Annotated in this window: 17 protein-coding genes; 8 read left to right on the top strand and 9 right to left on the bottom strand. The window is 56.8% G+C overall.

Going from position 1 to position 19,598, the window contains the following annotated elements; genetic code table 11:
* Genes IFT53_RS20610 through IFT53_RS20595 form a run of 4 tightly spaced genes read left to right on the top strand, consistent with a single transcriptional unit; the run spans position 1 to position 4,296 of the window.
* Positions 1 to 1,464 (top strand): ATP-binding cassette domain-containing protein, encoded by a 1,464-nt coding sequence (locus tag IFT53_RS20610; RefSeq protein ID WP_192067311.1) that lies wholly within the window; start codon positions 1 to 3, stop codon positions 1,462 to 1,464.
* A complete protein-coding gene (locus tag IFT53_RS20605; RefSeq protein ID WP_192067312.1) occupies positions 1,461 to 2,402 on the top strand; it encodes an ABC transporter permease in 942 nt (313 codons plus the stop codon). Before IFT53_RS20610 ends, IFT53_RS20605 begins: the two co-directional genes overlap by 4 nt.
* A complete protein-coding gene (locus tag IFT53_RS20600) occupies positions 2,399 to 3,346 on the top strand; it encodes an ABC transporter permease (RefSeq protein ID WP_192067314.1) in 948 nt (315 codons plus the stop codon). The genes IFT53_RS20605 and IFT53_RS20600 overlap by 4 nt, the downstream gene beginning before the upstream one ends.
* Before the next feature lie 29 nt (positions 3,347 to 3,375).
* Entirely contained in the window at positions 3,376 to 4,296 is a 921-nt protein-coding gene (locus tag IFT53_RS20595) for an SMP-30/gluconolactonase/LRE family protein (protein ID WP_192067316.1), read from the top strand.
* 24 nt (positions 4,297 to 4,320) lie between these two features.
* Here the strand turns inward: IFT53_RS20595 and IFT53_RS20590 are convergent, their stop codons facing one another.
* Genes IFT53_RS20590 through IFT53_RS20570 form a run of 5 tightly spaced genes read right to left on the bottom strand, consistent with a single transcriptional unit; the run spans position 4,321 to position 11,302 of the window.
* Entirely contained in the window at positions 4,321 to 6,057 is a 1,737-nt protein-coding gene (locus IFT53_RS20590; RefSeq protein WP_192067317.1) for a M14 family metallopeptidase, read from the bottom strand.
* A gap of 6 nt (positions 6,058 to 6,063) precedes the next feature.
* The gene (locus tag IFT53_RS20585; protein ID WP_192067319.1) at positions 6,064 to 6,912 is read right to left on the bottom strand and encodes an ABC transporter permease; all 849 of its coding nucleotides are present in this window, start codon (positions 6,910 to 6,912) and stop codon (positions 6,064 to 6,066) included.
* 5 nt (positions 6,913 to 6,917) lie between these two features.
* On the bottom strand, positions 6,918 to 7,841 hold the full coding sequence (locus IFT53_RS20580; protein ID WP_192067321.1) for an ABC transporter permease subunit: 924 nt from the start codon (positions 7,839 to 7,841) through the stop codon (positions 6,918 to 6,920).
* 60 nt (positions 7,842 to 7,901) lie between these two features.
* Positions 7,902 to 9,434 carry an ABC transporter substrate-binding protein gene (locus tag IFT53_RS20575; RefSeq protein WP_192067322.1) on the bottom strand — a complete coding sequence of 511 codons (1,533 nt, stop codon included), beginning with the start codon at positions 9,432 to 9,434 and terminating at the stop codon, positions 7,902 to 7,904.
* Positions 9,435 to 9,475: 41 nt separating this feature from the next.
* Complete coding sequence (locus IFT53_RS20570; RefSeq protein WP_192067324.1) at positions 9,476 to 11,302, bottom strand: ABC transporter ATP-binding protein; 1,827 nt, start codon at positions 11,300 to 11,302, stop codon at positions 9,476 to 9,478.
* Positions 11,303 to 11,729: 427 nt separating this feature from the next.
* On the opposite strand from IFT53_RS20570, the gene IFT53_RS20565 reads away from it, so the two are divergent.
* Together IFT53_RS20565 and IFT53_RS20560 are read left to right on the top strand one after the other, a co-directional pair.
* On the top strand, positions 11,730 to 12,239 hold the full coding sequence (locus IFT53_RS20565) for a 2'-5' RNA ligase family protein (RefSeq protein ID WP_192067326.1): 510 nt from the start codon (positions 11,730 to 11,732) through the stop codon (positions 12,237 to 12,239).
* A 107-nt stretch (positions 12,240 to 12,346) separates the two neighbouring features.
* The gene (locus IFT53_RS20560) at positions 12,347 to 12,751 is read left to right on the top strand and encodes a host attachment family protein (RefSeq protein ID WP_192067327.1); all 405 of its coding nucleotides are present in this window, start codon (positions 12,347 to 12,349) and stop codon (positions 12,749 to 12,751) included.
* Positions 12,752 to 12,814: 63 nt separating this feature from the next.
* On the opposite strand, the gene IFT53_RS20555 is transcribed toward IFT53_RS20560, so the two are convergent.
* From IFT53_RS20555 to IFT53_RS20540, 4 genes are all read right to left on the bottom strand, one after another.
* Complete coding sequence (locus IFT53_RS20555; protein ID WP_192067329.1) at positions 12,815 to 13,888, bottom strand: ABC transporter ATP-binding protein; 1,074 nt, start codon at positions 13,886 to 13,888, stop codon at positions 12,815 to 12,817.
* A gap of 14 nt (positions 13,889 to 13,902) precedes the next feature.
* Positions 13,903 to 14,751, bottom strand: coding sequence for a carbohydrate ABC transporter permease (locus IFT53_RS20550; protein ID WP_192067331.1), 849 nt, complete (start codon positions 14,749 to 14,751; stop codon positions 13,903 to 13,905).
* Positions 14,744 to 15,682, bottom strand: a complete 939-nt coding sequence (locus tag IFT53_RS20545) for a carbohydrate ABC transporter permease (protein ID WP_192067333.1) — start codon at positions 15,680 to 15,682, stop codon at positions 14,744 to 14,746. Before IFT53_RS20545 ends, IFT53_RS20550 begins: the two co-directional genes overlap by 8 nt.
* 79 nt (positions 15,683 to 15,761) lie before the next feature.
* A complete protein-coding gene (locus IFT53_RS20540; protein WP_244656407.1) occupies positions 15,762 to 17,021 on the bottom strand; it encodes an ABC transporter substrate-binding protein in 1,260 nt (419 codons plus the stop codon).
* Between the two features lie 233 nt (positions 17,022 to 17,254).
* On the opposite strand from IFT53_RS20540, the gene IFT53_RS20535 reads away from it, so the two are divergent.
* Positions 17,255 to 18,454, top strand: coding sequence for an ROK family transcriptional regulator (locus IFT53_RS20535; protein WP_192067337.1), 1,200 nt, complete (start codon positions 17,255 to 17,257; stop codon positions 18,452 to 18,454).
* Positions 18,455 to 18,491: 37 nt separating this feature from the next.
* A complete protein-coding gene (locus IFT53_RS20530) occupies positions 18,492 to 19,592 on the top strand; it encodes a Gfo/Idh/MocA family protein (protein WP_192067338.1) in 1,101 nt (366 codons plus the stop codon).
* Positions 19,593 to 19,598 lie beyond the last annotated feature (6 nt).

Genomic DNA, 19,598 nt, shown 5'->3' with positions numbered 1-19,598 from the left:
ATGAATGAACTCAACTCAACTGAAGAAGTGGTCGCGGCACGCGGCGTGAAAGTGGTGTTCGGTGCCGTCAAGGCGCTGGATGGTGCCGATCTTGTCATTCGCTCAGGCGAATGCCTCGGCCTTGTCGGGCACAATGGTGCCGGAAAATCCACCATCGTCAATGTTATCAATGGTGGACTGACCCCGCATGAGGGCTCGGTTTCCTACGGTGGCAAGCCCAGCAGCTATGGAATTGCGGCTGCGCGTGCAAACGGCGTGCGCTGCGTGTTTCAGGAGCTGTCGCTCTGCCCGAACCTCGCGATCAATGAAAACGTGCGCATCATGCACACGGACATGAAGGGCAGGAACTGGCGCAGCCGTGCGCTGACCCTGATCCGCACCAAGCTGGACGACATATTTCCCAACCATGGCATCGATTGCGACCTGACCATTTCGGACCTTTCCATTGCCGAGCGGCAGATGGTGGAAATTGCAATCAACTTTGCCGGTGTGAACGAAGAGCCGAAGCTTGTCATTCTGGATGAGCCGACATCCTCGCTGGATGCCGGTCTGGCCGAGCAACTGATGGATTACGTCCGCCGTTTCGTTCACGCGGGCGGCGCGGTGCTGCTCATATCACATATTCTCGGCGAAATCCTGTCGACTGCCACACGCGTGGTGGTGATGAAGGATGGCAAGGTGGTTGCCAACCGGCCCGCTGCGGAATTCACCAACAAGACGCTCGTCGAAGCCATGGGCAGCGTGGTGAAGGAACAGGATGGGCATCGCCAATCCACCCGCACATTCGGGCCAAAGGTTCTGTCCATGCCGCCCAGAAAAGGCCAGGGCTATCCGTTTGAAGCCTACAAGGGCGAGATTATCGGGCTGGCCGGTCTTGGTGGTCATGGCCAGACAGAAGCGCTGCTGGACCTTTACACCTCGCGCAACAGCAACTGGTTTCCCACGCGCCATCAGGATATTGCTTTCGTGGCCGGCGACAGAAGCCTGAACGGCACCTTTCCCCTGTGGAGCATTCTGAAAAACCTCAGCATCGCCTCGCTGCGCGACTTTTCGCCAGCAGGTCTGGTGAACCGTACAAAAGAAGATGCGCTCGGCGAAAGCTGGAAAAAGCGGATCGAAATCCGAACGCCAGATGTCGATAACAAGATCCTTTCGCTCTCCGGCGGCAACCAGCAAAAGGTGCTGTTTGCCCGCGCTCTTGCCACAACCGCGGCAACTGTTCTGATGGATGATCCCATGCGCGGCGTCGATATCGGCACGAAGCAGGAGGTCTATGACATCCTGCGCGCCGAAGCTGCTGGCGGACGGACCTTCATCTGGTACTCGACGGAAATGGATGAAATCCGTCTTTGCGACCGGGTCTATGTGTTCCGCGAGGGCAGTATTCAGGCTGAACTCAAGGGCGATGAGATGAACGAACAGGCAGTGCTTGCTGCATCTTTTTCCGGAGACGCACACGCATGAAACTCTCGACCAACGCCTTGCGCCTCATCATTCCCGCAGCCTCGCTGGCTGTACTTCTGGTGGCCGTGTTCTACATGCAGCCACGCACCATGAGCTATACCGGCCTCAACCTGCTGTTCAATCTCGCGGTTCCCATTGCGCTGGCTACCATTGCCCAGATGCTGATCATGTCGGTCAATGATCTTGATCTTTCCATGGGAACATTTGTGAGTTTCTGCGCCTGCGTCACCGCCACCTATCTGCAAAGCTCACCCCTAATAGGCATTCTAATTTTTGCAGCAGCGATTGCGGTCTACGCGGCGATGGGTGCCCTGATCCATATCAGAACGCTGCCGTCCATTGTCGTCACGCTGGGCATGAGCTTCGTGTGGGGCGGGCTTGCGGTGCTGCTGCTGCCATCTCCCGGCGGTGCCGCTCCCGGCTGGGTCCGCGCCATCATGACGGCAAAGCCCGCATTTTTGCCTATGGCTATCGTTGCCAGCATCATCATCGCCGCCATTGCGCATTATATCGTCATGCGCTCCTCCTTCGGAGTTTTGATGCGCGGTGTCGGCGGTAATTTTAGGTCGGTGGAGCGCTCCGGCTGGTCTGTCATAGGCATTCGTGCTGCGACCTTTGCGCTTGCCGGTTTCTTTGCGGTGCTGGCAGGCATTGCCCTAGTCGGCCTGACAACATCTGCAGATGCCAATATCGCCCTGCGTTACACGCTGCTCTCCATTGCTGGGGTCATCCTCGGTGGCGGCGAATTTGTGGGCGGCCGTGTCTCGCCCATCGGTGCCGTCATCGGTGCGCTGACACTGACCTTGGCTGGCTCGTTCCTGTCTTTCATGCGCATCTCTCCCGATTGGCAGATTGGCGCGCAGGGGGCCATTCTCATCGTCGTTCTCGGCCTGAGGCTATTGCTGAACCGCCTCGAAAAGCGGGAGAAAAACCAATGAGTGCCTTGCAGAAGTTCTCCAGAAAACCCTGGATATGGTCCTTCGTCGCCACCATTGCGGTGTGGATCATCACGGTGTTGTTTACCGGCGGTGCCAGCTCCTTTGGCCTGTCGCATGCGGCACTGACATTTGCAGCCTTTTCCGTTATCGTCGGTATCGGCCAGATGTTCGTCATCACACTCGGCCCCGGCAATATCGATCTGTGCGTTCCCGCAACGATGACGCTTTCGGGCACCATTGCGCTGAAGTTCATGGATGTGTCGGACACTATGATCCTGCCCGGCCTGCTGGTGGCGATCGCTATCGGCATTGCCATTGGTATCGGCAATTACGCGCTCATCAAACTCCTGCGCATCCCACCCATCATCGCCACCTTGTCGATGAGCTTCATCGTGCAATCCATCGCCATCTGGAGCAATCGCGGCCTTCGCATCAAACCACCGCAAATGCTGGCCGATTTCGCTATATCCAGCACACTCGGCATTCCCAATGTCGCTCTCGTTGCGCTCCTTCTTTCAGGGCTGGCATGGATACTTCTCGACCGTAGCTTCTACGGGCGTTGGATATCGGCCATTGGGCAAAGCACGTTCGCAGCCAGAATGACGGGCATTCCCGTAGATGGCACCCGTTTCATCACCTATGTGCTGTGTGCCGTTCTCGCCGCCATTGCCGGGTACCTGCTGGCAAGTTTCTCCGGCGGGGCCGCGCTCAATATGGGTGCAGAATATCTGTTGATGTCGATAGCGGTGGTGGTCATTGGCGGCACGGCGGTGGCGGGTGGTGACTCCAACGTACCAGGCATCTGGGGCGCCTCGCTCTTCATGTTTCTGGTGGTGTCCATGCTCAACACCTACGGTTTCGGCGCAGGCATTCGCCTCATCCTGACCGGGCTCATCATCATTTCCGTCATTCTTCTAGCAAGCGGGCCGAAAAAGCTCCGTTGAACGCGAACCTCAAGTTTCGGATTATTCCCATGACGAAAGCCACGCCTTCCCATTATGAAATTTACGACGAGCGTTTCCGCCATCTGATTGCCGGCAACGCCGAGCTTGAAGAGCTTTATACCGGCTGCCGCTGGGCAGAAGGTCCGGTCTGGTTTTCAGATCTGAATTGCCTGTTATGGAGCGATATTCCCAACCAGCGGATCATGCGCTGGGTGCCGGAAAACGGCGTTTCCGTGTTCAGGCACCCATCTAATTTCGCGAATGGCAACACGCGGGATCGCCAAGGCAGGCTCGTGACCTGCGAACACGGCACCAGACGGGTGACCCGCACGGAGATCGACGGCTCGATCACGGTGCTAGCCGATCGCTATCGCGGCAAACGGCTGAACTCCCCCAATGATGTCGTGGTCCGCTCGGATGGCAGCATCTGGTTCACCGACCCGACATACGGCATTCTCTCAGATTACGAAGGTTACAAATCCGAGCCCGAACAGGAAACCCGAAACGTCTACCGCATCGATCCTTCAAGCGGCGAGGTCGAGATCATGGTGGACGACTTCGGACAGCCCAACGGACTTGCATTTTCGCCCGATGAGACAAAGCTCTATATCGCCGATTCCTCGTCCAGCCACGATATTACCAGACCTCGTAACATCAGGGTTTTCGATGTGGTCTATGACAAACGCCTGACAGGCGGGCGCGATTTCTGCAGCGTTGACGCTGGCCTGCCGGATGGTCTGCGCCTGGATATTGCCGGTAATATCTGGACCAGCGCCGGAGACGGCGTTCACTGCTTTTCGCCCGACGGCACGTTGCTCGGAAAGATCAAAGTCCCGCAAACGGTCGCAAACCTCACCTTCGGCGGCGCGCGCAAGAACCGACTGTTCATCACTGCCTCGAAGTCGCTCTATTCGATCTACATATCGACAGCGGGCGCGCAATATCCTTGAAATCGTTTGGCGGCCAAGCGTGGTCTACACGCTTGGCCGTAGTGCGACGATCTCCTGCCACGCCTCATAAGCGGCTATGACGGTTTGCATCTGCGCCGTGTGACCGGCAATAAAATCATCCCCGTAGATGGTTTCATCGGGATATTCGGTAATGAGCGTCATCGGAACCGTGTGGCGATCATCAACGGAAGACAGGCACGGAAAACCGTTGATGAGGCGGAAACCGGTTTCGCCTGCGTGGGTTTCGTAGAGCGCGATCTGGCGGTGATTATAATCCAGCAGGCCGGGTATCGTCCCAAGATGGCGCGTCACCTTATCGAGCAAAATCTCGGCTTGTTCGGCCCATTCGGGATGGTGCCGCATAACGAGGAAAAAGCCTTTTGGCAGTGTCCACATGGCAAAATTACGAGGTACATAACCTGAGAGCGGGCGCGTCCATTCATGCGATGGGTAGCCATGCAGGTTCACATGTAGGGTGGCGCCACTCAATTCCTGCGCCGCAAAGCGTATGGCCTTCTCATTGAGATGCGCGCCTGAATTTTCTGATGTCCGGTATTCGAGATCGTCACCCAGGGCAGTGTAGCGCGCCGCGTGGTGCATGTGCCTTGGATTGTCCACACGAAGCCGCTGGTGGATGGCATAACCGTCAGGATTTTCAAGCGGCGAGATGGTGAAATGCGCGCCTGCCCGCTTTTGCAATTCACGCGCTGCACGCAGTGCACCGACAATGCCCGTCGTCTCGTTCGGGTGTTGGCCGCCACTGATCATCACGGCAGCATCACTTCCCCTGATATAGCGAGCCGAAACCTGCCGCCCTGAACGCGCGTGTGCGGTAAACTCTTCTCCGCCGACTTCGGTCAGTAGGCGCGATATCTGTTCTGCCGAAAGAGGTGCTGCGGCCGCATCGATCATCTGATCAGCTGCTCCGATGAAGCCGGTGCAGAGCCGCCTTTCTTCGATCAGAACGGAAATTTCGCCCGCACTGCCAATGATCTCAGGAACAATCTGGCCCGGCTTCAGCCCACGATCACCTAGTGGGCGGCCAGATTTCTTCTGGAAGAATTCAAGCAGGGAGAAGTAGAAATCCTCATGCAGCGCCTCGCGCAGGCTGATGACTTCATCGCCAATGGCAAGCGGCTGATCTTCGCAGGGAAAGAGAACGCGAATATTCAGCTCTTCAAAATAGGGCTCGTCCTGACCCCAATCATGCTCGGCAACGGCTTGAATGGCCGTTGCGAACAGGCGCTCGTAATCCGTTTCCAGCCGCTCGCCAGACTCTTCGCCGTCACGCCGCAGCCAACCGGTTGGCGACACATTGGTTTCGCCAACGACATCCACATGCAAGCGGTTGGGCGCGAAGACTTTTAGTGTCTCGGTTTCTCCCGCGCGGGTCAGAACCACGTCATAGAAGAAACCATCGTCCTCACGCGGCACAAATTCGATTTCGGCCTTCCCGACAAGCGCCGCAAGCGGATAGGCCTCAAGCCGGAAACGATTGGCAGGTGCAGAGGCGTGGACTGGGTAGTTGATACTTATATGATCAATGCCCGCTAAATCGATCTCTTCGAGAAAGGCGTGAAGCAAGGGCTTGTAAGCGCTTCGGATGCGAGCCGTCACGCCTTTTTCCGCTAATCGACGCTCGGCATCTCGGCGGCTTTTCGCATCATCGAAGGTCCATGCTTCGAAAGTCTGACCTTCAACTGCATGAAGTACAAGCTCATCCAGCGTGCGGACAAACGTCTGGCTGAAAATCTGCGTCATGATGGTCTACCTTGCTGTTCTGCCGGTCGGATCAAGGCTGTCACGAAGCCAATCACCCAGAAGATTGAGGCCGAGCACGGTGAGCAGAATTGCAAGGCCCGGAAATACGCTGACCCACCACGCGATCTGCAAATAGGTGCGGCCATCCGCCAGCATGCCGCCCCAGCTTGGTATCGTCGGATCAACGCCCATGCCGAGGAATGTCAGGCTGCTTTCCAGCAGAATGTTGTTGGCAACATTCAACGTCATCAGCACGATGACCGGGCCTATGAGGTTCGGCAAAAGGTGCTGGAAAATGATACGCCAATCCCTCACGCCGATAGCCCGCGCCGACAGGATGAATTCGCGCTCACGCAGTGTCAGAACAGAACCGCGCACCAGACGCGCATATTGCACCCACTGCGAAACGATCAGCAGGATGATGGTGTTGGTGAGGCTGCCGCCAACAATGGCGATGAAGGTGATGGCGAGAAGGATAAAAGGCATGGCGAGCTGGATATCGGCAAACCGCATGACGACCATATCCCAGAAGCCGCGGTAATAGCCTGCGATCAGGCCCATCAGCACGCCAAACACAACGGCACCGATGACCGATGTGAAGCCGACCAGCAGTGAGATTTTGCCGCCTGCAACGACGCGGGCCAGAACATCGCGCCCCAGCGGATCTGTGCCGAAAGGATGCGCGGCAGTGGCAAAGGGTTTGGCAAGCCGCGCCATCAGATCGATCTTTTCCGCGCCACCGGGAAAAAGCACATCGGACAGCAGCACGGCGGCGCAGATAATAACCGTCAGCGAGGCACCGAGAATGAACTCGAGGCTGTAAAAGCGCGACTGGCGAAAGGTGTTGGCAGCCATGTGGGTTACTCCGTGCGGATACGGGGATCGACCAGCCCGTAAGCAATATCGACCAGAAGATTGATGCCGACGATCATCAGTGACAGCACAGTGATGACCGCCTGCAACACCGGATAATCGCGCGCGCCGACGGCATCGAACGCGAGCGAGCCCATGCCGGGCCAGTTGAACACCCGTTCAATCACCACGATACCGCCCAGCAATCCGCCGAACTGAAGGCCGAAATAGGTGATGAGCGGAATGGCGCAGTTGCGCAGCGCGTGCTTGTAGAGAACCTTGCTTTCGCTAAGGCCCTTGGCGCGTGCAACCATGATATATTGAGACTGCAAAGTGTCGAGCATGGCCGTGCGAACGAGACGCACATTCGTGGCCGTCAGAATAACGCCCATGGTCAGCGCAGGCATGATGTAGCTCACGACACCGCCCATGCCGCTTGGCGGCAACCAGCCCAGCGTGATCGAAAACAAGAGAACCAGCATCAGTGCGAGCCAGAAATTGGGGAATGACAGGCCAAGCAGCGAGAAGATGCGGATTGCCTGATCGACACCCTTACCCTTGGATGTCGCAGCCTTGATGCCGAGCGGGATCGACAGCGCGATGGATACAACCATGGAAATGAAGGCGAGCATCAATGTGGCGGGCAGTGCATCGCCAATCAACCGCGAGACGGGCGTACCGCCAACGAAGCTTTTTCCGAGATCGAAGGTCACAAGGCCTTTGAGGAAGTTCCAATATTGGACAAAAAACGGCTGGTCAGTACCAAGCGCCACGCGGATGCGCGCCAGATCCTCTTCCGTCATGCTGCCGCCGCCCTGAAACATGGTCACGGCGGGGTCGCCGGTCAGGCGAATGGCAAAGGAGACGAGCAGCGTGATGGCGATGACGACGAAAAACGCCTGCAACAATCGCTTGATGAGGAAACCGGCCACGTTCTTTTCCTTGAATTGAGAATGGTGACGCCGCTCCGGTGGAGCGGCGTCAGATGCTGATTACTCGACGGTGACGTCGGTGAGCTTCAGGCGGTTATCCGGTGCGGCAACGAAGTTCTTGACCTTCTTGCTGACGCCATAGATCGCGTTCGTGTTGTAAAGCGGCAGTTCCAGCGCCTTTTCAGCTGTGTATTTGCCAACTTCCTTCAGGATACGCTCACGCTCGGCGCGGTCTGTCAGCGGACGCTGGGATTCCAGCAGCTTATCCAGCGCCTCATCCTTCTCGTAAGGGTTCCACTTCTCGCCGGAGTGGTACATGGAGTAGGCCGTGTTGTCGTAATCGAACGTCCATCCACCCCATTTCTGCTGGAACATCGCGCCGGTCTTTCCCTGCGGGATGATGTCGTTCAGCAGAACGTTGGTTTCGTATGGCTTGATGGTCGCGGTGATGCCGACCATCTGCAAATAGCTGGCGATAACCTGCGTCACTTCGTTCATCGTCGCGTCATTGCCGCGAATATCGATCTGAACGGTAGAGCCCGGCTTGACGCCTGCTTCAGCGAGAAGCTTCTTCGCACCTTCAGGATCGTAAGGAAGGGGCTTCAGGTCCGCGTCGTAGCCGAAGGAAAGCTCGCCTTGGAAGCTTGCGATTTCAGAACCCTGACCTGCGAGGATCGACTTCACGATAGTGGCGCGATCCACCGCCATGATGATCGCCTTGCGAACCTTGGGGTCCTTGGTGATACCATCGCGGGTGTTGAAGCGCAGCGCATCCACAGTTGGGCCGGGAACACTGACGATTTCCAGATTGGAATCGCCCTGAATCACCGGCAACATGCCAATTGGAATGGTTGGCGGAATGACGAGATCGACGCGGCCAGCCTGAAGCTCGGCAACGGCTGTCGCAGGTTCCGAGATGAAGCGGTAGTCGAGTTCCGACAGCTTTGGCGCGCCGCCCCAGTAATCGGCATTGGCTTCAAGCTTGATATTCACCTTCGGCGCATAGGACACGAATTTGAACGCGCCAGTGCCAACCGGATTGGTGTTGAAGTTGTCCTCACCCTTTTCCTGGATGTATTTCGGCGGAACGATCATCGCGCCATATCCGGCAAGCTTGGTCAGCAGAACAGGATCCGGGGCCTTCAGCTTCATATCGACGGTGTTGTCGTCAATGATTTCAACGCTCTCGATGGCCGTATAGTTGGACCGCTGCGGACCCTTGGCACCCTGTTCGCCAAGCAGGCGATCAAAGGTAAACTTGACGGCCTCAGCATTGAAGGGCTCGCCATTGTGGAACTTCACATTCTGGCGAAGCTTGAAGCGAATGCGCTTGCCTTCGTCCAGCTCTTCCCAGGATTCAGCAAGACCGGGCACCAGCTTCAAATCCGGGCCGCGATAGGTCAGGCCGTCGAAAATATTGGTCGCAACGGCGGCCCACTGAACCAGAAACGTATCGATCGGGTCCCAGCTGCCGGGATCCTGCGGCGAGGAAATCGTCATTTTACCGGCAGCGAATGCCGGCGTTGCGGCAAATGCCACGCCGGATAGTGCCAGCGCCACGAAGGCCGTCAGTCCGCTCTTTATTCTCTTCATTGATCTGTTCCTCTCAGATGGATGCGATTTTTCGCTGTTTTTCAGGCCGTTTTTGCAACGAAGTGACCCGGATTGATTTCCTCATGAATAAGTATTTTGGGCTCATCGCCCACGCGCCGGACGGGGTTGGGAATTTCACCCTCGATCAGTGCCGTATGTCGCACAGCCGTCGGGTCCGCGACGGGAACGGATGACAGCAATTTGCGTGTGTAGTCATGTCCCGGCGTTTCAAACACCTGCCGACGGCTGCCAAGCTCCACGACCTGCCCGAGGTAGAGGACAGCCACGCGGTGGCTGATCTTTTCCACGACGGCCATATCGTGGCTGATGAAAAGGTAAGAAAGCCCGCGCTCTGCCTGCAAATCCATGAACAGGTTGATGATCTGCGCCTGGATGGAAACATCGAGCGCCGAGAGCGCCTCATCCGCAATGATCAGTTTGGGATCAGACGCCAAGGCCCGTGCGATGCAGACGCGCTGGCGCTGGCCGCCGGAAAATTCATGCGGGTAGCGTTCTGCTAGCGTGGAGTTCAAACCAACACGCTCCAGCAACTCATCCACCCGGCGGCGAACCGCTTTCCGGTCCGATATGAGGCTATGGGTGTTGATGGGCTCGGCAATGGAAAAACCAACCGTTTTGCGCGGATCGAGCGAGGCGAACGGATCCTGAAAGATATATTGCACCTGCTGGCGCATACGGAACCGTTCCGCCGCAGACATGGACGAAAAAGACCGCCCCTCAAAGGCGATTTCTCCACCCATGGATGACTGAAGCTGCTGGATGGTGCGGCCAATGGTGGATTTGCCAGAGCCGGACTCGCCCACCAGCGCCAAAGTCTCGCCGGGGTGAATATCGAAGCTGACCTTCTGGACCGCGCTCAGGCGATGCGTGGCCTTGCCGAACAGGTTCTTGCGCACATCGAACCGGACCATGAGATCTTTGACGGAAAGCAGAGGTGTGTTGCCATAGGTCGCAGTGTCCTGCACCCGCTCCTCACCGATCACCTTGGGTTTTCCATCCTCCAGAACCGTCAATGGCGTGCGCTTTGGAAAATCCTCTCCCTGCATGCTGCCAAGGCGTGGAACGGCGGAGAGAAGCATGCGGGTGTAGGGATGCTTCGGGTTGGCGAAGATTTGCCCGACCGGGCCCTCCTCCACCTTCTTGCCCTTCCACATGACAACGACGTCATCTGCCATTTCCGCAACTACGCCCATATCATGGGTAATAAAAATCATGCCCATGCCGAGTTCTTTTTGCAGATCTCGCATGATGTTGAGAATTTGCGCCTGAATGGTCACATCGAGAGCGGTTGTCGGCTCATCCGCAATCAGAAGCTTGGGGCGGCAGGCGAGCGCCATGGCGATCATCACACGCTGGCGCATTCCACCTGAAAGCTGGTGCGGGTAACGACCGAGAAGCGCTGCGGCATCCGGCAAACGCACCATATCAAGCAGCCTGCGCGCCTCTTCCATCGCGGCGGCCTTCGTCATTTTCTCATGCAGGATGAGCACTTCGCAAATCTGGTCACCAATGGTGAAAACCGGGTTAAGCGAGGTCATCGGCTCCTGAAAAATCATGGCGATATCCTTGCCACGAATGGAGCGCATGTCCTTTTGCGAGACTTTGAGCAGATCTCGACCGCCAAACATGATGCGACCGGCAGGAAACTTCGCGCCCATCATATCTGCAAGACGCATGGTCGACAGGGATGTCACGGATTTTCCGGAGCCGGACTCTCCCACCACGGCTACAGTTTTTCCGGGGGCGACAGAAAAGGAGAGATCATCGACAACCCGGCTGGATCCAAACTCGACGCTTAATCCTTCGACGGAGAGAAGAGCGGTTGGGGCGTCCGATGCGTTCGTCATGTCTGCGTCTCCGGCGGCATGTGCTGTCTCATCCAGAGCCGTTGGCATCGCGAGAAAAACACAAGGCGGCGAGCAAAGCTCACACGTCCCTCCTCCCCGCCATCAAACAGATCTGATTGCTAATACAGGCTACCAAAGTAGGACAATCGTGTCTAGACTGTTGAACAATATTCTATCATTGCCTAACAAATATGCATTTGAACAACGAGCAAGCAACGCACCGCGTGAGGGAGGTTGATCTGCGCGATGAAAAGTCGATTGGGCAAGTGAGGTGGACGTGTGTTGCCAGATGCGGTCAGACTTCTTACCAACAAGCGGTATAGGGCTTTTAAGCTCCTCAGCCGCGTCCGATTTCCGCTCCCCTTCCAATCTTCCGCGCATGGCGTAGTCTGGTCGCATTGCTTTGGGAGCACCGAGGAACAGACGTATGAAGACACTTGATCCCCTCATTTTGACGGCCAAAATTGCAGATGTGGACCTTCAACCTTTCGATGATTTGCGCCAAAAGCATTTTCCGCCGGATCGGAATTTCCTGCGTGCCCACCTGACGATGTTTCACCGATTGCCCGGCGAATACGCCGATAAAATCATCGAGGGCCTCAAGGACGTTGCAGCACGCGGTTCAATAACAGCTGATGTCAGCGCTATCCGTCATCTTGGCGCAGGCGTCGCGTTTGCAATCACCAGCCCCGAATTGCTGGATATCCATGCACGTCTGAAGCAGGTTTTGAGGCCGTGGCTGGGTGGGCAGGATATGCAGAAATGGCAGCCGCACATCACAGTCCAGAACAAGGTCTCACGAGCGGAAGCTGATGCAACATATAAAGGCCTCGTCGCCGAGTTTCGTCCTCACGCTATCGAGATTGTTGGGCTTGATCTCTGGCGGTACATGGGCGGCCCATGGGACCATTTTGCCTCACAGCCTTTCATGCCGTAATACGAGCGCCAGCTCGATCATAAGGAACGGATTGCCTCCCAACCAGTTAATCAAACGAGACAAGGTCTGACATGACCTTACTTTGAATGCCAATTTGGGAGAAGATCATGGATATTCCACAGCATACTGTCGTCGCCGTTGCAGATGGCGCAAAGCTGAGCCTTTTCAAGAACGAAGGCGACGCGCAGAATGTGAAGCTGAAGGCGATGCCGAGTGCAGAGGTTGACGATTCCAAAATCCCGTCCGGTGCACGCCACTCCAGCAGCTCTGCCAACCCTGATGACAGCCAGCAGGACGAAGACGGCTTCAGCGCCGGCGTTACTGAGCTGCTCAACAAGCAGGTTCTGGGTGGCAACATCAAGGGCCTGATCGTGATCGCAGCACCCCGCACGCTGGGTGAGATGCGCAAGGGCTATCACAAGTCTCTGTCTGACGTGCTGTTGGGCGAACTCGACAAGGACCTGACAGGTCACTCCATTCAGGATATCGAAAAAGCGCTCGCTGCTGCTTAAGCAGTTGAGAATAAAAAGGGGAGCGGCATTGGGCGCTCCCTTTTTTTATGCGAATGCCTGATGTCAGAGTGCGAGGCCGGAAGCTCTGTCAAACACATGCACCCTTTCGCGGCTGATGCGGGCTGAAAACGGCGTGTTGGTTTTCACAGGCTGCTCACCATCCACCACGGCAGTCACGTGGTTTCCGGCAAGATCGAAAATGACGTGGGTTTGTGCACCCGTCGGCTCAACCAGAAGCGTTCTGCCCTCCACCGCCACATCGCCACTTCCATCAACAGCGAAATGTTCAGGACGAAGCCCGATCGTGACCGATTGACCGCGCTTGACCTTGCGGTCTTGCGAGATGCTGATGGCGGTGCCGTCATCAAGACGTGCGGCGGGAACTCCGTCTTCGCCATCCACAATGCACTCAATGAGGTTCATGGCTGGCGAGCCGATGAAAGCTGCGACGAAGAGGTTTGCCGGTGTCTTGTAAAGCTCAAGCGGCGTGCCCTGCTGTTCTATGCGGCCCTGGTTCAGCACGACGACACGATCTGCCAGCGTCATGGCCTCGATCTGATCATGGGTCACATAGATGGACGTCGTGCCGACCTTCTGGTGCAAGGTCTTGATTTCGCTGCGCATCTGAACACGCAGTTTGGCATCGAGGTTGGACAGCGGTTCATCGAACAGAAACACTGCCGGGTTGCGCACAACGGCGCGCCCCATGGCCACGCGCTGGCGCTGACCGCCTGAGAGCTGCGATGGTTTGCGGTCCATGAGGCTGGCGAGGTCAAGCATGCGGGCGGCTTCTGCCACCCGTTCATCGATCACGGTTTTGGGCTGCCCTGCAATCTTCAGGTTGAAGCCCATATTTTCCGCGACTGTCATATGTGGATAGAGAGCGTAAGACTGGAACACCATCGCAATGTTGCGCTCGCGCGGCGTCATCTCGTTGACGATATTGCCGCCGATCATGATGTCGCCATCGGTAATCTCTTCGAGCCCAGCAATCATGCGCAAGAGGGTGGACTTGCCGCAACCCGACGGGCCGACGAGCGCGATGAATTCGCCATCTGCTATTTCGAGCGAAATGCCGTGGATGACACCCAGCGAGCCATAGGACTTGCGGATATCGTTAAGTTCGACAGATGCCATGTTCTGCTCCCGTGTCAGGACTTGACGGCGCCAGCCGTCAGACCCGCAATGATATGTTTTTGTGCAAGGAAAAAGACGATGATCGTGGGCAGGATCGTCATGGTGATGAAGGCCAGAACCAGCTGCCATTCCGTGCCGAACTCACCCCGGTAGACCATGATGCCCAGCGGCCAGGGATATTTGGATTCCGAGTTGAGCATGATGAGCGGCAGGATGTAGCTGTTCCAGCTTCCGACAAAAGACACGATGCCCACGGTTGCGATGATGGGCCGCGAAAGCGGCATGGAAATGTACCAAAAGAATTTGAGATAGCCGCAGCCATCCACAAACGCGGCCTGAAACAGCTCTTCTGGCAGGTTCTTGAAATAGTTGCGGAACAGCAGAATGCTCATGCCGAGCCCGAAGGCCACCTGTGGCAGGACCACGCCCCAATAGGTATCGAGAAGGCCGAGATCCCGGATACGGATAAACAGAGGCAGAATGGCGGTGGCGGCAGGAAACATCAGGCCCAACAGGAAGTAGTTGAGCAGGAAATTCGAGCCAAAGAACTTCACATGCGCGAAGGTGAAGGCTGCCATGGCCGAGACGACCAACGTCAGGAACACGGTCAGCACCGCAATAACAAGCGAATTGAAGATCTGCAGCCAGTAGCGTTTACCGAAAAGAATATCGCCATAGTTCGACCATTGCCATTCATCGGGCATGCCAAACGGATTGACGCGCAGATCCCCCAGCGTCTTGAAGCCGCCAAGTGCCGTCGTCAAAAGCGGGATCAGCACGATCGCGGCGATGAGGCCGAGCGAGACATAAAGGTAAAGCCTCGTCTTCATGCTGACGCGGATGGAAGAGGATGTATCAGTCATGGCGCATGAATATCCTTTTGTAACCAAAGGCGAGCGTGATGCAGATGATGAACAGCACGACGCCCACGGCACTGCCAAGCCCCACCTGCATGCGCATGACGCCGTAGGTGTAGAGGAACGTCACCATGGTTTGCGTGGAGTTGGAGGGGCCACCACCCGTCAGCGGCATGATCATGTCGAACAGTTGCAAAGAGCCGATAACCGCAAAGAACACGGACAGGCGTACCGTTGAGCCCAGCATCGGCAACGTCACATAGCGGAATTTCTGCCAGCCAGTGGCACCATCGATTTCTGCTGCTTCAAGCACGTTCTTGTCGACCGACTGCAGCCCGGCGATGAACAGCATCATGTGGAAGCCGAAATATTTCCACACGATGACGGCAAGGACCGCATAGATGGCGACATCCTTGTCTGCCAGAACATAAGGGTTGGCAAAGCCGAAGAAGTTGGAAATGGCGGCAAACAGGCCGTAGTCACCATCATAGACGAAGCGCCAGATCAGACCAGCGGCCACATCGGCCAGCACATAGGGCAGGAAGAACACCAGCCGGAAGGCGACGACGCCGGGAATTTTGTGCGCCAGCATGGTGGCAAGCCAGATGGCGAGCGGGATCTGAATGCAGATGGAGATGACGATGATCAGCGCATTGTTGATCAGCGCCTGCGAAAAGGCAGCGTTGCCAAACAGAACCTGAAAGTTCTTCAAACCGACGAACTCGGTCGGCGTGCCATAGCCATTCCAGCGATAAAGGCTGTACCAGGCGGCTTCGCTCATCGGCAGGATGACGAAGAGCGTAAACAGAAGAAGCGCCGGGGGCAGAAAGAACAGCAGCGTCAGCGCACGGTCGTGGGCAACTGAACTTTGCTTGCGCTTTCGCTTGGGCATGGGCTTCACCAGCGAGGATGCTGATGGAATTGAAACATTCGTCATGATGTCCGCTTTCATTGTCGCGCGGGTCGAAGGACGCCTCGACGAAACGAGGCCGGGGCGTCCTTGCGTTTGTGCGGGATCAGCGAAGCTCGAAGGCATCCTGAATTTGCTGCGCGCCTTCTTCCGATGTCATCTGGCCGGATACGATCTCGACAGACACATCATTCACGACGCGACCAACGGCAGCGCCCAGTGTCTGGTCGAAGAAGTTCTGGTGCCAGGTGGACTCGGAAAGCTGCTTGGCTGAACCAGCCATCAGCGGGTTGGTTACGGCCTCATTGGCGCCAACGGCGACGGGCAGGATCATACCGGCCTTGGCCATCTTCTTTTCGTTGTCAGCATTGGTCAGGAAGGTGGCGAATTCGATGGCTTCCTTGGAGGCATTCTTGGTTACGGCCCAGCCATTCAGACCACCGAGCGTATCGGTGGCTTTTCCGGCACCGCCTTCGACAGCCGGAAAGGCGAAACGACCGAGATTGTCAGATGCTAAGCCCTTGCCATCACCGGCATTCTTGCGCTGGTTGGCTTCGGTGTTGTCGAAACCAAGAATCATCGCAGCCTTGCCATCACCGAAAACACCAAGCGCCTGCGGCCATGTTGAGCCGAGATAGCCGGGCTGGAACGGCTCAAGCTTGCCGAATTCCGCCAGTTGCTCGCCAGCTTTGATCATGGCCGGGGCCATAAAGCCTTCGCCCTCACCCTTGCTGGCTGCTTCGAACACAGCCTGCCCGCCATTGCGCATGACGAGGTAGCTCCAGTAAAAATGGATCGGCCACTTTTCACCGCCACCGCCGGCAATCGGCACGATGCCCGCGGCCTTGATGGTTTGAACGGCTTTGCCCAGATCATCCCAGGTCTTGATGTCTTCCGCCTTCACGCCCGCTTTGGCAAACAGCGCCTTATTATAGAAAAAGCTGACGAGGCTGACGCGATAGGGCACGGCCCAGACCTTGCCATCGAAGGACAGGCCCTCAATGGAAGCCGGGTTATAGGCCTTGCGAACCTTTCCGCCATCTGCATCGAATATCTCTGAAAGATCCTTCAACGCGCCGGTCTTGGACTGCTCCTCCAGCACGCCGCCGCCCCAGCTATAGAAGAAATCCGGCACGTCGTTGGATTGCAGCAAGGTTGGCAACTTTGCCTTGAAAGCCTCGTTTTCCAGGAATTGCAGTTGAACATCAACATCGGGATGCTTGCTTTCGAAGTCCTTGGCAATTTCCTCCCAGACAGCCACGGATTTCGGATCAAGTTCCACATGCATCCATTTGACCACCGTCGCGGCGGACGCGCTGGCGGTACCGAGCAGGAAAGTGATGGCTGTGGTCGCGGCAAACGACATCCACTTGCCGCTCAGGCTTGCGCCTGCGTGCTTATGCGTCATGATGGTATTCCTCCCGGGGACGTTCCCAATTATTCCCCAATGCGGATTAATTCATATAAGGAACCGCTCAATGTCAAGGCAATTTGCTGTTATTTTCAGCTTTTGCTTGACACACCCCCATGTCGCTCGGCTATTAAATCCGTAATCCGATGTAATTGCCATTAGCCTTGCCTTGATCGCGACTGGAAATCATGAAGACCGCAGACCCGGAACTGATGCGCGCGATCAATCGCCTGAATGTGCTCGATACAGTCCGTCGCCATGGGCCGATTTCACGGGTCGAAATCAGCGAGCGAACCCAGCTTTCCACGACAACCGTCTCGGCCATCACCGCATCCCTTCTGGATGACGGGCTGATTCTATCGCGCCATCTGGGCGATATCAGAACCGAAGGTGCTCGCGGTCGTCCGCGCGTCATGCTGGAACTGAACCCGGATGCGGCCCGGGTCGTCGGCGCGAAAATCGCTGCCAACCGGATGATGTTCGTGGTGACGGATTTCTGCGGCAACGTTCTTTCGACGCTGGCGCTGCCCATTCGCATAGACCGCCAGCCGATTGGCGTCATTGCTGACCTGATCGAGGATGGCGTGCGGCGCTGCGTGGTGGATGCAGGTCTGTCGCTGGAAGATGTTGATATGGTCTGCCTTGGCCTGCCCGGCGTGATCGAGCACCGCACGGGCAACATCCGCTCCAGCCCTGTCCTGCGGGAAACCAACATAAACTTCGCAGAAGAAATGACATCGCGCTTTGGCAAGCCGACCATTATCGAGAGCGACGCCCATGCCGTGACCCTTGGCCACCATTGGTTTGGCAAGGCACGGGATCTGGAAGACATGGTTCTGATCTCACTGGAGCAGACGCTGGGACTTGGCGTCTTGCACCGAAACGATCTGTTTCGCGGCGCAGGTGGCCTTAGCCACAATTTGGGTGATCTGGTTCTGGTCGCTGGCCCGGACAAAACCGTGCGGCTGGCCAGCCAGGCCGGAGAGAATGCCATTCTTGGCTCACGTCCCGCCGATGGGCGTTTTGCGGAGGCCATACGTCTGGGTCGCGGCATGATGCATGCGCAGACATTGGTGCTGGCGCAAGACAATGAATTGATCGCTGCTGCCGAGCGCGCCGGTGCCGCCATTGGCCTGACGCTTGCCAATATCGTCACCCTGTTTGCGCCACCCCGTGTCATCATCGTTGGCTCAAGCCTGGAGCTTGGCGCACCTTTCATCGACAGCATTCGCTCCGCCTTCGAAGCGTCCGTGCCGCCGTCCTTGCAAGGTGTGGCGGAACTGGTTTTCGATAAATCGAGCGATGAATTGTGGGCGCAAGGCGCTGCCGCCGTTGCCCTTTACGAACTATACGAATCGCCTTGGAACACCACAGGCCCGGCCTTCTGAGGAGGAAGCCGGTTCATATCATGACGGGAGAGAGACCATGAAGAAAGTCGGCATTGGCATCATCGGATGCGGCAATATTTCCGGTGCATATTTAAAAGCCATGGCGTCATTTCCCATTCTCGACATTCGCGGCGTGGCCGACATGAATGCCGAGATGGCGAAAGCGAAAGCCGAGGAATTCAATGTTCCGGCGCGATCCGTGGATGAGCTGTTTGCAGATCCTGACATTGAGATCATCGTCAATTTGACGATTCCCAAGGCCCATGTCGAGGTGGCCTTGCGGGCGATTGACGCTGGCAAGCACACCTATTCCGAAAAGCCGCTCGGCATCAATTTTGCAGAAGGCAAGCGCCTCGCAAAAGCAGCGAAAGCAGCCAACCTGCGCATCGGCGCAGCGCCTGACACGTTTCTGGGCGGTGGCCACCAGACGGCGCGCACATTGATGGACCAGGGCGTTATCGGCACACCCGTTGGCGGAACCGCAACATTCATGTGCCCCGGCCATGAGCGCTGGCACCCCAACCCCGCCTTCTATTACGAGGTTGGCGGCGGGCCGATGCTGGATATGGGGCCTTATTACATTACCGATCTGGTCAATCTCTTCGGACCCGTTGCCAAGGTGGCCGGCTTTGCCTTTTCGCCGAGAACCGAACGTCTCATCACCAGCGAACCACGCAATGGCGAGAAAATTCCGGTACACATTGCCACGCATGTGGCAGGTGCCTTGGCATTTGCGAACGGCGCTGTCGTGCAGGTGGGTATGAGCTTCGATGTTGCGGGCCACAAGCATGTGCCGCTGGAACTCTACGGCACAGAAGGCACATTGATTGTGCCTGACCCCAACTATTTTGGTGGCGAGGTCCAGCTTTTGAAGAAGGGTGGCGAGTTCGAAGTTCAGGAGCTTTCCTCACCCTATGCGGATGGCAATTATCGCTCCATCGGCGTTGCAGACATGGCGCATGCCATTCGCTCCAACCGGCAACATCGCGCCAATGGCGATCTTGCGCTCCATGTGCTGGAGGTGATGGAAGCGTTCCAGACGGCATCCGACACCGGCACGACCATTTCCATCACGACGGCGGTTGATCGTCCAGCGCCGCTGGATGAATCGCTTGTTGACGGCCAGATCGGCAAATAATCCTGA

Source organism: Rhizobium sp. CFBP 13644 (assembly GCF_014842165.1).
GTDB lineage: Bacteria > Pseudomonadota > Alphaproteobacteria > Rhizobiales > Rhizobiaceae > Agrobacterium > Agrobacterium tumefaciens_C.
The sequence above is the reverse complement of the archived record's forward strand: the minus strand, read 5'-3'. Positions and strand labels throughout refer to the sequence as shown.

Excerpts from the sequence above, each read along its gene's own strand:
- IFT53_RS20575 (WP_192067322.1), bottom strand. The coding sequence starts at position 9,434 with ATGAAGAGAATAAAGAGCGGACTGACGGCCTTCGTGGCGCTGGCACTA.
- IFT53_RS20590 (WP_192067317.1), bottom strand. The coding sequence starts at position 6,057 with ATGACGCAGATTTTCAGCCAGACGTTTGTCCGCACGCTGGATGAGCTT.
- IFT53_RS20565 (WP_192067326.1), top strand. The coding sequence starts at position 11,730 with ATGAAGACACTTGATCCCCTCATTTTGACGGCCAAAATTGCAGATGTG.
- IFT53_RS20535 (WP_192067337.1), top strand. The coding sequence starts at position 17,255 with ATGAAGACCGCAGACCCGGAACTGATGCGCGCGATCAATCGCCTGAAT.
- IFT53_RS20570 (WP_192067324.1), bottom strand. The coding sequence starts at position 11,302 with ATGACGAACGCATCGGACGCCCCAACCGCTCTTCTCTCCGTCGAAGGA.
- IFT53_RS20545 (WP_192067333.1), bottom strand. The coding sequence starts at position 15,682 with ATGACGAATGTTTCAATTCCATCAGCATCCTCGCTGGTGAAGCCCATG.
- IFT53_RS20600 (WP_192067314.1), top strand. The coding sequence starts at position 2,399 with ATGAGTGCCTTGCAGAAGTTCTCCAGAAAACCCTGGATATGGTCCTTC.
- IFT53_RS20530 (WP_192067338.1), top strand. The coding sequence starts at position 18,492 with ATGAAGAAAGTCGGCATTGGCATCATCGGATGCGGCAATATTTCCGGT.
- IFT53_RS20540 (WP_244656407.1), bottom strand. The coding sequence starts at position 17,021 with ATGTCGTTTGCCGCGACCACAGCCATCACTTTCCTGCTCGGTACCGCC.
- IFT53_RS20555 (WP_192067329.1), bottom strand. The coding sequence starts at position 13,888 with ATGGCATCTGTCGAACTTAACGATATCCGCAAGTCCTATGGCTCGCTG.
- IFT53_RS20595 (WP_192067316.1), top strand. The coding sequence starts at position 3,376 with ATGACGAAAGCCACGCCTTCCCATTATGAAATTTACGACGAGCGTTTC.
- IFT53_RS20560 (WP_192067327.1), top strand. The coding sequence starts at position 12,347 with ATGGATATTCCACAGCATACTGTCGTCGCCGTTGCAGATGGCGCAAAG.
- IFT53_RS20585 (WP_192067319.1), bottom strand. The coding sequence starts at position 6,912 with ATGGCTGCCAACACCTTTCGCCAGTCGCGCTTTTACAGCCTCGAGTTC.
- IFT53_RS20605 (WP_192067312.1), top strand. The coding sequence starts at position 1,461 with ATGAAACTCTCGACCAACGCCTTGCGCCTCATCATTCCCGCAGCCTCG.
- IFT53_RS20610 (WP_192067311.1), top strand. The coding sequence starts at position 1 with ATGAATGAACTCAACTCAACTGAAGAAGTGGTCGCGGCACGCGGCGTG.
- IFT53_RS20550 (WP_192067331.1), bottom strand. The coding sequence starts at position 14,751 with ATGACTGATACATCCTCTTCCATCCGCGTCAGCATGAAGACGAGGCTT.